The 13,016-nt window shown below is 48.9% G+C and carries 16 protein-coding genes and 1 tRNA gene; 5 read left to right on the top strand and 12 right to left on the bottom strand.

Translation table 11 applies throughout. The features are described 5' to 3' along the window. Positions 1-33: 33 nt before the first annotated feature. The 7 genes from flgF to ACXAG2_RS08105 form a co-directional block, all read right to left on the bottom strand. Positions 34-777 (bottom strand): flagellar basal-body rod protein FlgF, encoded by a 744-nt coding sequence (gene flgF, locus ACXAG2_RS08135; RefSeq protein ID WP_474844624.1) that lies wholly within the window; start codon positions 775-777, stop codon positions 34-36. Between the two features lie 213 nt (positions 778-990). Next, the gene (flgE, locus tag ACXAG2_RS08130) at positions 991-2,376 is read right to left on the bottom strand and encodes a flagellar hook protein FlgE (protein WP_119500517.1); all 1,386 of its coding nucleotides are present in this window, start codon (positions 2,374-2,376) and stop codon (positions 991-993) included. 14 nt (positions 2,377-2,390) lie between these two features. Continuing rightward, positions 2,391-3,080: a flagellar hook assembly protein FlgD gene (locus ACXAG2_RS08125; protein ID WP_119500516.1), complete on the bottom strand. Its 690-nt coding sequence runs from the start codon at positions 3,078-3,080 to the stop codon at positions 2,391-2,393. A gap of 24 nt (positions 3,081-3,104) precedes the next feature. Beyond that, complete coding sequence (flgC, locus tag ACXAG2_RS08120; protein ID WP_474865849.1) at positions 3,105-3,527, bottom strand: flagellar basal body rod protein FlgC; 423 nt, start codon at positions 3,525-3,527, stop codon at positions 3,105-3,107. Next, complete coding sequence (gene flgB / locus ACXAG2_RS08115; protein ID WP_119500514.1) at positions 3,527-3,934, bottom strand: flagellar basal body rod protein FlgB; 408 nt, start codon at positions 3,932-3,934, stop codon at positions 3,527-3,529. The genes flgC and flgB overlap by 1 nt, the downstream gene beginning before the upstream one ends. 142 nt (positions 3,935-4,076) lie before the next feature. Beyond that, positions 4,077-4,910 carry a CheR family methyltransferase gene (locus ACXAG2_RS08110; protein WP_474865846.1) on the bottom strand — a complete coding sequence of 278 codons (834 nt, stop codon included), beginning with the start codon at positions 4,908-4,910 and terminating at the stop codon, positions 4,077-4,079. A 19-nt stretch (positions 4,911-4,929) separates the two neighbouring features. Next, positions 4,930-5,850, bottom strand: a complete 921-nt coding sequence (locus tag ACXAG2_RS08105; protein ID WP_474844621.1) for a chemotaxis protein CheV — start codon at positions 5,848-5,850, stop codon at positions 4,930-4,932. A 165-nt stretch (positions 5,851-6,015) separates the two neighbouring features. Between ACXAG2_RS08105 and flgA the strand changes: the two genes are divergently transcribed. From flgA to flgN, 3 genes are all read left to right on the top strand, one after another. After that, a complete protein-coding gene (gene flgA, locus ACXAG2_RS08100; protein WP_474851004.1) occupies positions 6,016-6,750 on the top strand; it encodes a flagellar basal body P-ring formation chaperone FlgA in 735 nt (244 codons plus the stop codon). Between the two features lie 93 nt (positions 6,751-6,843). Continuing rightward, on the top strand, positions 6,844-7,179 hold the full coding sequence (gene flgM / locus ACXAG2_RS08095; protein ID WP_119500510.1) for a flagellar biosynthesis anti-sigma factor FlgM: 336 nt from the start codon (positions 6,844-6,846) through the stop codon (positions 7,177-7,179). A 10-nt stretch (positions 7,180-7,189) separates the two neighbouring features. Further along, on the top strand, positions 7,190-7,621 hold the full coding sequence (gene flgN / locus ACXAG2_RS08090) for a flagellar export chaperone FlgN (RefSeq protein WP_474865843.1): 432 nt from the start codon (positions 7,190-7,192) through the stop codon (positions 7,619-7,621). A 78-nt stretch (positions 7,622-7,699) separates the two neighbouring features. Here flgN and ACXAG2_RS08085 read toward each other — a convergent pair whose 3' ends face one another. Then, positions 7,700-8,176, bottom strand: a complete 477-nt coding sequence (locus tag ACXAG2_RS08085; protein ID WP_474865840.1) for an LPP20 family lipoprotein — start codon at positions 8,174-8,176, stop codon at positions 7,700-7,702. 234 nt (positions 8,177-8,410) lie between these two features. Here ACXAG2_RS08085 and ACXAG2_RS08080 point away from each other — a divergent pair, with 234 nt between their 5' ends. Together ACXAG2_RS08080 and ACXAG2_RS08075 are read left to right on the top strand one after the other, a co-directional pair. Then, positions 8,411-9,586 (top strand): flagellar assembly protein T N-terminal domain-containing protein, encoded by a 1,176-nt coding sequence (locus ACXAG2_RS08080; protein WP_474865838.1) that lies wholly within the window; start codon positions 8,411-8,413, stop codon positions 9,584-9,586. 284 nt (positions 9,587-9,870) lie between these two features. Next, positions 9,871-9,947: transfer RNA gene (locus tag ACXAG2_RS08075), tRNA-Arg, on the top strand. 236 nt (positions 9,948-10,183) lie between these two features. On the opposite strand, the gene ACXAG2_RS08070 is transcribed toward ACXAG2_RS08075, so the two are convergent. From ACXAG2_RS08070 to ACXAG2_RS08055, 4 genes are all read right to left on the bottom strand, one after another. Next, on the bottom strand, positions 10,184-11,056 hold the full coding sequence (locus ACXAG2_RS08070) for an IS5 family transposase (RefSeq protein ID WP_474866221.1): 873 nt from the start codon (positions 11,054-11,056) through the stop codon (positions 10,184-10,186). A 271-nt stretch (positions 11,057-11,327) separates the two neighbouring features. Beyond that, positions 11,328-11,663, bottom strand: a complete 336-nt coding sequence (locus tag ACXAG2_RS08065) for a 2Fe-2S iron-sulfur cluster-binding protein (RefSeq protein WP_474865836.1) — start codon at positions 11,661-11,663, stop codon at positions 11,328-11,330. Between the two features lie 68 nt (positions 11,664-11,731). Next, complete coding sequence (locus tag ACXAG2_RS08060) at positions 11,732-12,148, bottom strand: tautomerase family protein (RefSeq protein WP_474817790.1); 417 nt, start codon at positions 12,146-12,148, stop codon at positions 11,732-11,734. Positions 12,149-12,192: 44 nt separating this feature from the next. Further along, positions 12,193-12,945: an SDR family oxidoreductase gene (locus tag ACXAG2_RS08055; protein ID WP_474865835.1), complete on the bottom strand. Its 753-nt coding sequence runs from the start codon at positions 12,943-12,945 to the stop codon at positions 12,193-12,195. Positions 12,946-13,016: the final 71 nt, after the last annotated feature.

The following is a 13,016-nucleotide window of genomic DNA, read 5'->3' as shown; positions in this document are numbered from 1 at the left end:
CACCGGCAACAGCATGTGGTCGTTAGTTAAAAATTAAATTATGCGAAGCAATTGATTACCACGTGTAGATAGCTCGTCAGCCTGTTTCATCAGCTTGACCTGCATCTCATAATGGCGTTGCAGACTGATCATATTGACCATCTCATCAACTGCGTTCACATTGGAACTTTCCAGCATGCCGGTTCTGACCATGACATTTGCGTCGGCATCGACTGCCGCGCCGTCTTTGGTTCTGAACAGACCGTCATAGCCTTTTTCAAGGTTATTCAAATCGGGGTTAACCAGCTTTAACCGGCCCACCTCTTCCGACACATTCTCCGGTGCGCCAACAGGGCGGGTGGAAATGGTGCCGTCCATTGCAATATTCAGATTATCCAGTGGCACAGGCAGATAAATTGGCCCGTTGTCACCCATCACAATGTTGCCATGCATGTCTGTAAGCATGCCGTCAGCACCAAGCTGAAAGCTGCCGTCACGGCTGTAAGCTTCCTGTCCGTCGGCGCCCTGAACGGAAAACCAGCCGTCTCCCTGAATAGCAACATCCAGGTCGCGGTTGGTCTGCACCATTGCACCGGACTCATAGTTATTAGACGGGCTTTCAGTCATGGAAAATACGCGGGTCGGCAAACCTTCGCCGTATGCCGGCATAGCTCTGGCCTGTTCAAGCTGCGCACGGAAACCGGTAGTCTGCGCATTAGCCAGATTATTGGCGCGCACTCCGGTAGCCAGCAGGTCTTGCTTGGCGCCGCTTGCAGCAATATAGAGTAATTTATCCATGACTGACTTTTGACGTTTTTATGAACCTTACAGTGATAACTGCAAATCAAATGCCAAAAGTAATTTGACGTAAAGAAGGGAAAGTTTGACGGCCTGCTGACAAAGTTGCCTGGCCTGACAACACGGGCGGAGGGTAAATGTCAGCAACCGCCCGGGCGCAGAAATAAAACAGGCCGGAAAACCGGCCTGCCTGAATGTTATACCACTGACGTATTAACGGATATTCAGAATTGTCTGGTTCAGCTGGTTGTTGACCTCCAGCGCCCGTGAGTTCGCCTGGAAGTTACGCTGAGCGATAATCAGGTCAATCAGCTCGGTAGTCAGGTTAACGTTCGCCTGCTCCAGAGCTGATGAGTTAATTTCACCGTAAGTACCGGTTGTGGCTTCGCCTGCCAGTGCCTCACCGGAAGCGATTGATTCTTTCCACTGGGTGCTGCTTTGCTGGGTCAGGCCCTGCTCGTTTGAAAAGCGCACCAGCGCAACCCTTACAATAGGCTCAGAAGTACCGTTCGAAAAGGTCGCCCGAACCAGGCCGTCGGCACCGATATCGATACCCGTCAAACGGCCCACCGGTAAACCATCCTGCTCCAGTGAAGTAACCTCAAACGCTGACGCAAACTGAGTCGGTTCGTTGGTGGTTGCCCCCGCCGGATCAAGGTTAAAGTCTATTGCAATTTGTTGTGACGGATCAGAACCGTTTGACAGAATAGTTCCACCTAAGGCTTCTGTTTGAATCTTCAGGTTAGTCTGAGCCACACCATCCGGCGATTCAATGCCCACAAAATCACCGCCCTGACTGAAAGACATTTTCGCCACGGTGACTGCTGAACCACTTGCAGTACCCACCACGTTCGTAGCCGTTGCCGGGTCTGAGTTAGTCCCGTCAGAGTTCACCAGATCGACGAGATTGTCATCAATGGCAGTAGCAACATACCAGTCATTAGTGGTTGTAGCCGCCGGGTCTTTGATGAAATAGTAAGTCATTACATGGCTGTCACCCAGTGAATCGTAAACGGTGACTGATGTGGCCGCGTTATAAGTCAGCGGATCGTCCGGATTAAATAATGTAGGGTCTAGTGCCTGATCCCCTGCCGGCAGGTTCATCCGGATATCCACTTCGCTTGTTTGTTGCGGCGAACCGGATGAGTCAGGAATGCGTACGGGGATAGTAGTACTTAATGCTACAGATGAACTTGTGCCATCTGTATTTACCGGAAACCCTAATAAGTTGTCACCGTTACTGTTCACAACGAAGTTATCTTCATCCAGCTTGAACTGTCCGGCACGGGTAAATGAGAAGTCCCGTGATGTGATTTCAGGCACCGTGGCAAAGAAGCCGTTACCTGTGATCGCAAGATCCAGAGAAGTATTAGTAAACTGTAAACTACCCTGAGAAAACTGCTGTGCCACATCTTGTGTCAAAACACCGTCACCAACTTTTGTTTTACCGCCTGCCAGCAATGACGATGCATAGACATCACCAAATTCCGCACGGGATTCTTTAAAGCCCACCGTGTTGACGTTCGCGATGTTATTGGCGGTTACGTCGAGATCTTTCTGCGCGGCTGCAACGCCACTAAGTGCAATATTAAAAGACATAACTCTTTCTCCTGTTAACTGCCTATCTGGATGACGTCGCTGAGGTTGATACTCACATCACCCGCCAAATTCAAAATAATGCCCTGACTGCTGCCAGTCATGCTGACACTGCCTACCTGCCGGTTAATAGCAGTAGGAACGGTTGTCCCTTCATTGTCGACGGTGCCGTTAGCATTAACCACATATTCTCCGGCCGGCATAGGATTGCCGTTTGTGTCTGTTCCGTCCCAGTTAAACTGGATATTTCCTGCCGCCTGCGTTCCTGCATCAATGGTCTTAACAATTTCACCATATTGATTTTCGATGGTGATCTTCAGATCCTGCACGGTCTGATCGTTAACGAGTACACCACTGAAGCCGGCACCTTCTTCTGCCATGTAGCCCACATTACCTTCCACCAGCACCTGCTGACCAATCAGACTGGAAGCCTGCAATGCCTGATTGGAGGTCATAGACGCGGCAAAGGATTCGAACTTTTCATTCAACTGGGAGATCCCGTCTGCCATCGTGAAAGATGTCATCTGGGCAACCATCTGATCATTGTCCACCGGTTTAGTTGGATCCTGATTCGCCAGCTGCTCTGTAAGCAGTGAGAAGAAGTCTTCCTGAGTCAGGCGCTGTTCGCTGCCATCGGCAACGGCTACACCTTCTTCCTGCCAGTAGAGCTCTGAATTTAAGCCGGTCGTATTTGAAATAGTACTCACGAAAATACCCTCTGCTCAGCGCGGTTACTGACCGCGACCAAGCTGCAGTACCTGACGGAAAATACGTTTGGTTGTATCAGCAACCTGAACGTTTGTTTCGTAGCCTTTCGAAGCGGACATCATATTTGCCATTTCTTCGACAATGTTGACGTTGGGCTTGTAGATATAACCGTTTTCATCAGCCATGGGATTGTTCGGTGCATACTCAATTTGCAGAGGTGCATCGCTCTCCACTACGCCTTTAACCTCAACACCCACGCCTTTGCTCTGTTCATCAGATGCTCTGGCAAGTTCTGCGGCGAAAACCGGATAGCGTGCCTTGTAGGTTTCATCGTAACTGCTGCTGACGCTGTTAGCATTAGCTATGTTACTGGCGGTGGTGTTCAGACGGACACTTTCTGCTTCCATACCGGTACCGGAAATGGACATGACATTAAACAGGCTCATTAACTTTGCCCTCCACTTAAGGCCTTCTTCATACCTTTCAGTTTTCCTTCGAGAAATTGCAGGGTTGCCTGGTATCTCATTCCGTTATCCAGAAAGGCATTTCTTTCAGCCTGCACTTCAACGGTGTTGCCGTCCCCGGTGTCGGGCTGATTTGGGATTCGATAATCGATGTCGAAGCTGTTGATATTGAGACCGCCACCAATGTGATTTTCATGAGTGCGTTGCAAAGAACCCTGGCGCTGTTCACTGCGGGCGCTTTCCATGGCTTGCTTAAAGTCTATATCGCGGGCTTTGTAGCCGGGGGTGTTTGCGTTTGCCAGATTACCGGCAATCACTTCCATCTTCTGCTCTCTGATATCCAGCGCTTTTTTATGGAAACCGGTCAGATTGTCTAGGTTGATGGCCATGTAAAACACTCCACAGGCAAAGATTTCAACAACATCGAATTAAAAAGAGACTCAGAGTGTGAATCGTCGTTTTCTTATTGTTGAAAACTTTGCAAATGAAGTGCCAAGTATTTTTTGACGCCCCGGGCGGGGCATCGGAGGATTATTTATTTCTTTGATAGTAAAGGCCGGGATGGCACTTCACCATGGTAAAGTGAGATCCGGCTTCACCGATAGATTCGGAAGCACCGAGGAACAAAATCCCCCCGGGCTGCATCTGGGCGGCAATTTGTTGCAGTATCTTTTGTTTCACATCTGCCGGGAAATAAATCAGTACATTACGGCAAAATACGATGTCGAAGCGACCCAGTGCTGTATAACTGTGCAGCAGATTCAGGCTTTTAAAAGAAACCATTCTGCGTACTTCCTCATTGACCTGAACCATCCCCTCACTGTTGGGAGAGAAATAGCGTTGACGGCGTTCTGCCGATAACCCGCGGGCCAGAGAAAGTTCGTCATACACACCTTTGTTGCACTTCTCCAGCATGGCCGACGACAAATCTGTGCCGGTAATTTCCACCCCTGCTCTTAAAGCGCCGGTTTTTTGCCGCTGAAATTCCAGTACTGACATAGCGATGGAGTACGGTTCCTGTCCTGAGGAACAGGCAGCACTCCAGATCCGCAACCGGCGATTTTCACTGGCGTACTGCGGCAAGATATTATTAATAAGTAATTCGTAGGGATAATTATCACGAAACCAGAGGGTTTCATTGGTGGTCATGGCATCCAGAACGGATTGCAACAAATTACGGTTCCCACCGCGTACCACTGCTGCAATCAATCCGTCCAGGCTGTCGTAGTCGTATTCGTACATCAAAGACGACAAGCGGCTACGGACAAGATATTGCTTGTTGTCGCCTAATGAAATGCCACACTGTTGCTGCAGAAAAGTTCCGAACTGACGGTAACTGTCGGCAGACACTTCTTTATTTTTCAAGCTTCCCTTGCCCCGTCAATCAGTTAGACAACCATTTACCTACAGCAGTAGCAAGCTCATCAGGATGGAATTTTGCGATGAAATCATCGGCACCGACTTTTTGCACCATCGCCTGATTGAATACCCCGCTTAACGACGTGTGCAGAACCACTTTTAATTTCTGCAATTCAGGGGTATTTTTAATTTCAGCCGTCAGAGTGTATCCGTCCATTTCCGGCATTTCTATATCGGAAACCAGTACGCCCACTTTATCTGTAACGTCGCCGGTTTCAGCAGCAATCTCTTTGAGACGGTTCAATGCTTCCAGGCCATTCTTAGCCAGCTCCATTTTCAGTCCCAGTGCCGTCAGCGCTTTTTTCACCTGACTGCGGGCAACTGAAGAATCATCGGCAATGAATATAATCTTATCTTCCTGAGCAGTGGTATCCAGCCCGGCGATAACATCTTTACTAACCTCGGCTTTGAGGGGAGAAATTTCGTTAAGAATTTTTTCTACGTCCAGAATTTCCACCAGCTCTTTATCCACTTCCGTAACGGCAGTAAGATAACTGGCGCGACCCGTCCCCTGCGGCGGTGGCATAATGGCATCCCAGTTCGTATTGATAATGCGTTCAACCGCGCCAACCAGAAAGCCCTGTACTGAGCGGTTGTACTCTGCAATAACGATAAACGCTGTTTCGAGGTTTTCAATCCGTCTGCCGCCTGTTGCCATGCTCAGGTCGATGACAGAAATGGTTTGCCCGCGGATATGCGCAATTCCCCGTACCAGTGAATTCAATTTAGGCATTGCTGTCAATGGCGGGCACTGCAGTACCTCCCGCACTTTGAACACGTTAATACCAAAGCGCTGACGGCCGTTGAGTCTGAACAACAGTAGCTCCAGCCTATTCTGCCCCACTAACTGCGTGCGCTGGTTAACGGAATCAAGAATGCCTGACATACATCACCTCTAATTTAAATTGGGCACGAACATTGCGTTTCACCATATCACTTAATGTTTAAAAACAGAATCGCCAAAAAAGTGACACTTTAACCATTACGAATCTAAGGGTTCTGCTTTTAATCATAGTCAAAATACAATGAACTGAACACGAAAAAAGTCATCATGCAGAAAAAGTTATCGAAATTATTGCAGAAATCTTTAAGCAGGCCGCTGATGGTTATGTTGCTGATGATGCTAAACATAGCCAGTATTCCGGCATTTGCCCAATCTTCAGCGCAGATGCGGGAAAAAATTCAGCAGGAAGCTCAGGCTTATCTGTTAAGCGCTATTGGGGACGCTCACGGCGACGATAATATTCAGGTAAGTATTGTGCCAGTTGATGACCGCATTCAGATCCCAGCCTGCCATACGCCTTTTCAGTATCACGCAGACAGCAGCGCCCTCACCCAGTCCTATATTTCAGTAAGAGTGAGTTGCGGCAACAATGACTGGTATCTGTTTACCAACGCACGGGTTGCGCGGACCCGCACGGTGGTGGTGACCTCCGGTCTTATCAGTCCTGGCACAGTGCTGACATCAGCAAACCTGAAGCTGGCTGAAGTAGACATTAACCAGTTACGGCACACCAGTTACATGTCGCAAAAGGAGCTTATCGGCGCGAGAATGAAAAGACGGGTCCGTGACGGCCAGCCTGTACAGGCAAATATGCTATGCTTTGTCTGTAAAGGTGATCGCATCACGATCCGTGCTCAGGCCGCGGGAATGCAGGTGAAAACGGCCGGCATCGCTAGACAGGACGGGGTAATAGGCGATAGTATTCAGGTAGTTAACGCATCGTCGAAAAAGACGCTTATCGCTGAAGTTGCCAGCACGCAAACAGTGGTTGTGAATTTATAGCCTGAAACAGTAAAAAACACTGAAAAAAGGTTAAAGATGCGCCAGTTCAGGCCGATAACGTGTATGAGGTGTTATTGGTAGTGGAAAAAATTTATGGCAATCAACAATGTTAACAATGGAACCCCTAAGGCGCCCATTGACAATGCAAAGCTGAATAATCAGCAGGCACAGACACAAACGGCGCAACAACAGGAAGCTGCGGCGAAAAATACACAGACGACGGCTCCGCGCCAGGATTCTGTCTCACTGACTCAGTCTGCTCAGCAGTTAAGTCAGGTGCAGAAGAAAGGCACTGAGGCGCCGGTCAATCAGGAAAAGGTCGACAAACTGAAGAAAGCCATTCAAAGTGGTGAGTATAAAATCGACCCGGATTCCCTGGCGCAGAAAATCGCACGGTTAGAAGCGCAGGTTTTTGGCATTAAATCGTAGAGAGTAATTTATGTCGCAGTCACTGGTACAGGCACTGGAGCAACAGATCGCAAACTTAACGCATCTGGCGACTTTGCTTGAACAGGAATTGCACCTGATCAGCTCCCGGGATGCTGAGGCATTGATGAATCTGCTCAAGGATAAAGAGCAAACCCTCGATACCATTCAGCAAAGTGATATTGCTATCAGTAAGCAATACACTGCACATACAGCGGAAAAAACAGCGCCAGACGATGTTACCGCCTTGATTGCCCAGGCCAAAAAGCTTCTCGAAGAGTGTCAGTACCGTACATCAGTTAATCAAAAAGCTGTTGAACAGGGTCAGCTCAGGTTGACCCACCTGCGTAATTTAATGCTGGAAGTCCGCGCCAAAGAATCTCTGACCTACGATAAAAGCGGAAAGCCGAAAGGCTCCGGACTGGGCAGAGGCGTGAGCGCCTGATAACAGTGACAAGTACCAAAAAGCCCGTGAAAACGGGCTTTTTTGCTTTTTGCAGAAGACCGGAGCCAGTAAACCGGCTCAGTAATAAGTAACGTCTCTAATCCTTTTAGGCTTAGCGGTTGTCAGGTAAATATCGTACACCTTACGCATGTCCAGCTCTAACTCAGTAGCGTAAGTATCCTCGCCCACCGGATAACTTTTTATCACCCTCGCGCCGCGGATCACGCCTTCAACAGATGCTTTTAATTGTGAATCCTGCATCACCATGTTCGCCACCGACTGAGAACCATTCAGTCGCTGACCGTATACCTGCTCAGCCAGTTCGCGGTAGGCATCCAGCTTTGATGCTTTCATTGCCATCAGAGAGCGGTCATTTTCCGTCTGACCCATTTGCTGCGCAACGGGTGCATATCCTATCGCTGTCAGCACTGGGTAACTTTCCGGCTCCACCACTTCCCACTCAACATGCTTATCAATAAGCCCTGAGCAACCACCCAGCAGTAATACCAGACTGACGCCTGTAGCTCTTGCTGATTGCAGGATAATAGATTGCATAACCCACCTGTAGTTATTAATCAGTTTGCTGAATGTCGCTGAACACCATTGTTCTGCATCCACAGCAGATTGTTTCTGTTACCCGTTTCCAGCAATAACCGTGCCCTGATGTCCTGCGCCATTTTTCAGACGCAATTTCAGGAACGTTTTTTGCTCTTGTCTTTGCACATAAAGCCGGAAACGCTGCTTTGCCAGCGGTTCCGCTTCATTTTAAATATGATTGCGGTGATAAAGATGACTCGAATTGACAATTTGCTCCGGCCAGCGGGGATTAAACTGTTTCTTACAGGGCTATTTTTATTACTGTCGTGGCAAACTTCTGCCGCCTGGTATGAAGCCAGAGGACAGGCACTCATCCAGGGCGGAGATAAAATTGCCGCCAAAGCAAAGGCCACCGAAGAGGCGATCAGACAGGCAATGATTTTTGCCGGCGCTTCTGTGCAAAGTGTTCAGATGCTGACCAACGGACTGTTGCAGGAAGACAGGCTTCAAATCAGTGCCAGCGGAGAAGTGAACAACCTTGAGCTTATTGATGAGAAATGGCACAGCGATTATGTAACAGTAACCATACGGGCAGATATTTTTCCGCAAACCGCTACTTGCAGTGCTGCTGACTTTCAAAAAACCCTGGTCACCACCTGGTTTCCTATCGAACACAGGGCGCAGGCACAGGACGGACAAATCCACGATTTATCCGAACAGGCACCCAGACACCTCCAGCAATTATTTAAAGCCCGCTCTGAATTAACTTCTCTGGCTCAGATAGTGCCCTACACTGTCAGATGGAACCGCGCTAATGTGCTGGCTCAGGCACCTGACCTGGCCCGTCAGAGCCGCTCACAATACATTCTGGCAGCAACCATTACAGATTTGAGTATGCTGCGTCCCGCTCACTCTTCACTGGCATTCTGGAAGAGTGATGATGCATTGCGTCAGTTTTCCCTCGATGTATCTCTGGTAGACGGTATGAACGGTGCCGTACTCATGCAGAAAAATTATGCTACCGAAGCCGTGTGGGAATTCGATCAGTTCTCACAGATTGATGTCAGCAGCTACCGGTTCTGGCAAAGTGAATACGGCAAAGCCGTCAACCGGTTGTTTACCGGCGTGGTTGAAGACATTGATGATATGCTCACCTGTCAGCCTGCTACCGGCCGGGTACTGGCAGTCAGAGGCGATGTCTTGCAGGTATCCATTGGCCGGAGTCATGGTATTCAACCCGGTGACGAACTCACCGTCTATAAAACCAGCCAGGTGCGCGATCCGCAGGGCATGACATTTTTGCAATATAACCTTTATCCCGTGAAAGTGCGGGTAACCAGCGCATCCGTTGACAGCGCTACGGTTGAAGCGGTTGACGGGGGAATTCTTGCCAATATCCAGCCCAATGATTTTGTAGCCAGACGATAGAAAACACGGTAAATCAGAGAATTGCGGGTTCAACTTCCATTCAGGATAGCTATAATAGCGGTTCTCCGGCAGTTCCGGACCGGATGTCCCTATAGTTTAATGGATAAAACAAGGCCCTCCTAAGGCTTAGATGTTGGTTCTTAATTTGGGTATGGGACTGTGCGTATTTAAATTACTGACATACACAGTCAGGTAAATAGATATAAATACGCAATAGCTTATTTTGGCAGGCAAGCGTTAATATAATGCTGAAGACGATCTAATAATCAGTATTTTTCTATTACCGGGACGTAGCTCAATTGGATAGAGCATCCCCCTCCTAAGGGGAAGGTTGTGGATTCGAACTCCACCGTTCCGGCCATTTCTCGAAAAGATAAGAAGTGTAGTTCGATTTGTCACTCTACAAGTGGGACTAGACGTTGAGTCATTCTAAGGAAACTGCGAATAAGTCCTTCAGTTTAGGTAACAAGCGATACTTTTTGCTGGTAGCTTGAATTTTAAACGCTAAATTTTCAATTTTGGCTAATATACTGCCGTTTTAGGCCAGGTTTCGACCTAATTCCGGGCTATTCCCGGATTTCAGACAGATCTTGGCTGTCATCGTAGCATTTGGTCTACTTTAAACAGGTTCGCCAAGGTGAATAACATGGCTAACTGTGAGTCATTTTTCATCAGTCCTTTATAACGTGCTTTGAAAAAGCCAAACTGACATTTGATAATGCGAAACGGGTGTTCAACCTTGGCCCGGATGCTGGCTTTTAAGTATTCGATGTTGATGGCAGTTTTGTTTTTGCGGGGATGCCTCTTCAGCGCCCGAACTTTGCCGGGACGCTCTGCTATCAGCCATTCCACATTAGTATCTTTCAACTCTTCCCGCTTCTCTGCGCCTTGATATCCGGCATCGCCAGAGATGAACTCCTCATCGCCATGCAACAGGTTCTTCATCTGATTCAGGTCATGCTCATTGGCGGCGGTGGTTACCAATTTACGGGTGAGGCCACTCTTGGCATCCACACCAATATGGGCTTTCATGCCGAAATGCCATTCATTGCCTTTCTTGGTCTGATGCATCTCCGGATCACGTTCATTCTTTTTATTTTTAGTAGAACTTGGCGCTTCAATAAGCGTGGCATCCACCAGTGTCCCCTGCGTCATCATCACACCGCTGTCCGTCAGCCATTGGTTAACCGTTTTGAATAATTTGCGAGTCAGCTTGTGTTTTTCCAGCAAGTGCCGGAAGTTCATAATGGTAGTACGGTCAGGAATGGCTTTATCCAGCGACAGTTGTGCAAACTGACGCATCGAAGCAATTTCATATAACGCATCTTCCATTGCTTCATCACCAAGGCTATACCATTGCTGCATACAATGAATGCGAAACATGGTCTCAAGCGCATACGGACGGCGACCATTACCTGCTTTAGGATATCGAACCGCGATTGACCAACGCTTTGTTGTACGCAGACCAATTAGATATCTTACTTTTCGCCTTGCCCATTCTTATTCGCCACCAGGAAATATGACGATCTGATCAGGTAAACGCTGTAAAGTTCAATTTAGGCAACAACGCCTGAAATAATAAATACGCAATGTCATGCGCATTTATTTGAGATACAAAATGAACCGTGCCTAAGAAGTTGATATACACACATACACAGTAATGAGAAAATCAGCCCATATTAACGGTTCGATTCCTGCCGGGGACGCATGAGTATTTCTGACATCCGCAGAAGTATCGGGGTTACTTGTTCAGAACCGCCGCTTCCTTTTTGCGTTGCTCACAGACTTTCTTACGAATATTGCCGATAATCTCCACTACGATATTTGTTGTCGGAAGTGCCTTACAGGCCAGTAAATACCCTTCTGCCTGCTCTTCAGGCGTCACATGGCAGGCGCTCATTTTTGTGGTCTTGCACAGGCCGGAAATCACTCTGACCTTACACACCCCGCAGCCACCGCCGCGACATCCCACAGGAATGCATTTCCCGGAACGTCGCATCATTCCAGCGAGCAGGTTTTCATCTGCTCGGCAGTTGAAGGTTTCATCGCTGTTAGTAACATCGACGTTAAAAGGCATAGTCTTTCTCCCGCTGCCGGCAAAGCCGGCAGGTCTATTACTGGATTGAGGTAGTGGTCAATCAATGCTTAGTGCGTACCTGCGCGACTGGCTATCTCACCTTGTCGGACGGCGGAAGCGGGCTTACCAGCTATGCTCCAGTTGTCCGGTTCAACCTCATTACACACACCGCGAATAATGCTGGCATCACAACCCAGCGTCAGCGATAACATTTCCGTAAAACCCGCAGAAACACGATGGCGCTGTTCAAGTGAGCGTCCTTTCAGGACGAAAAACTCAAAGAACGGTGCTGGTGGTGCGCCGGCATTCAGCGTTTTGCCACCCACAGTGACACAGTAGTCAGGCAGAATATGCGTATAAACACGAATGCGTTCTACCGGACTATCCAGCACCTCTGCATAAATTGCCGTGGCTTTAGCGGCAACGGCCTCGACCTGTTCCCGTCCGGCCAGACGCTCTGGTAAATGAAAGTGAACGATTGGCATAAAACATCTCCTATGACGATATTCGTCACGTTAATAAGAGCAGCCTAGGGCAGCCCTTTACGACGACCGGAATCCAGCATGATAGTAGAGCCTGTCATGGCGATGGCTCGGGGATCGAGCAGATTACACACCGCCCAGGCAACCTGATCGGCGGTGGTAAACTGACGTACCGATGAATCTGCTTTGAGTTCATCAAGCACGTCTTCCACATCAATACCCCGCTGTTCTGCCCGCGCCGATGCTACCCGACGAAGCCGCTCACTATCTGCAGGGCCCGGCGCTATGGTGTGAGCAGTAATACCCTTCTCGCCATATGCCAGCGACAGCTGACGCATCACGTTGACCAGAGCAGCATTGGCTACACCGGCTGATGCGGCATACTCCGTTGGCTCCAGTCCGTAGTGACCACCGATGGCCACCAGACGACTGCCAGCCTCGAGGTGGTCATGGACTGCGCGGGTTACCCGCAGCATGCCGCCTACTTTGATATTCACTGCATCCACCATTGTCTCGGTGGGTGCTGTCATTATTCCACCGGCTACGCCGACACCCGGTCCGTGAACGACCATGGCTACCGTGCCGGATACGGCATTGCCGATAGCCGCAATCGCACTGTCGTTACTGATATCGGCCTGGCAGGTCTGAACGTAGTCATACTGACTGGCAAGGCTCGACAACGCATCTGCGTCCCGACCGACTGCAAGCACATTCAGCCCAGCATCACCAAGCTGACGCACAATTTCAACACCAAAAGTTCCCGTGGCTCCCACGACAACAGCAAGTTTTTTATCGGACATATAAACCTCCTACATACTTCGTGGTAGCGCGACTTTCTGGAGAGACGAGAGTTCTGCTTTTAAAACTCGCG

The sequence above is a fragment of the Alteromonas sp. ABH4_456 genome (genome assembly GCF_056160645.1).
This window is presented reverse-complemented; position numbering and strand designations above follow the sequence as displayed.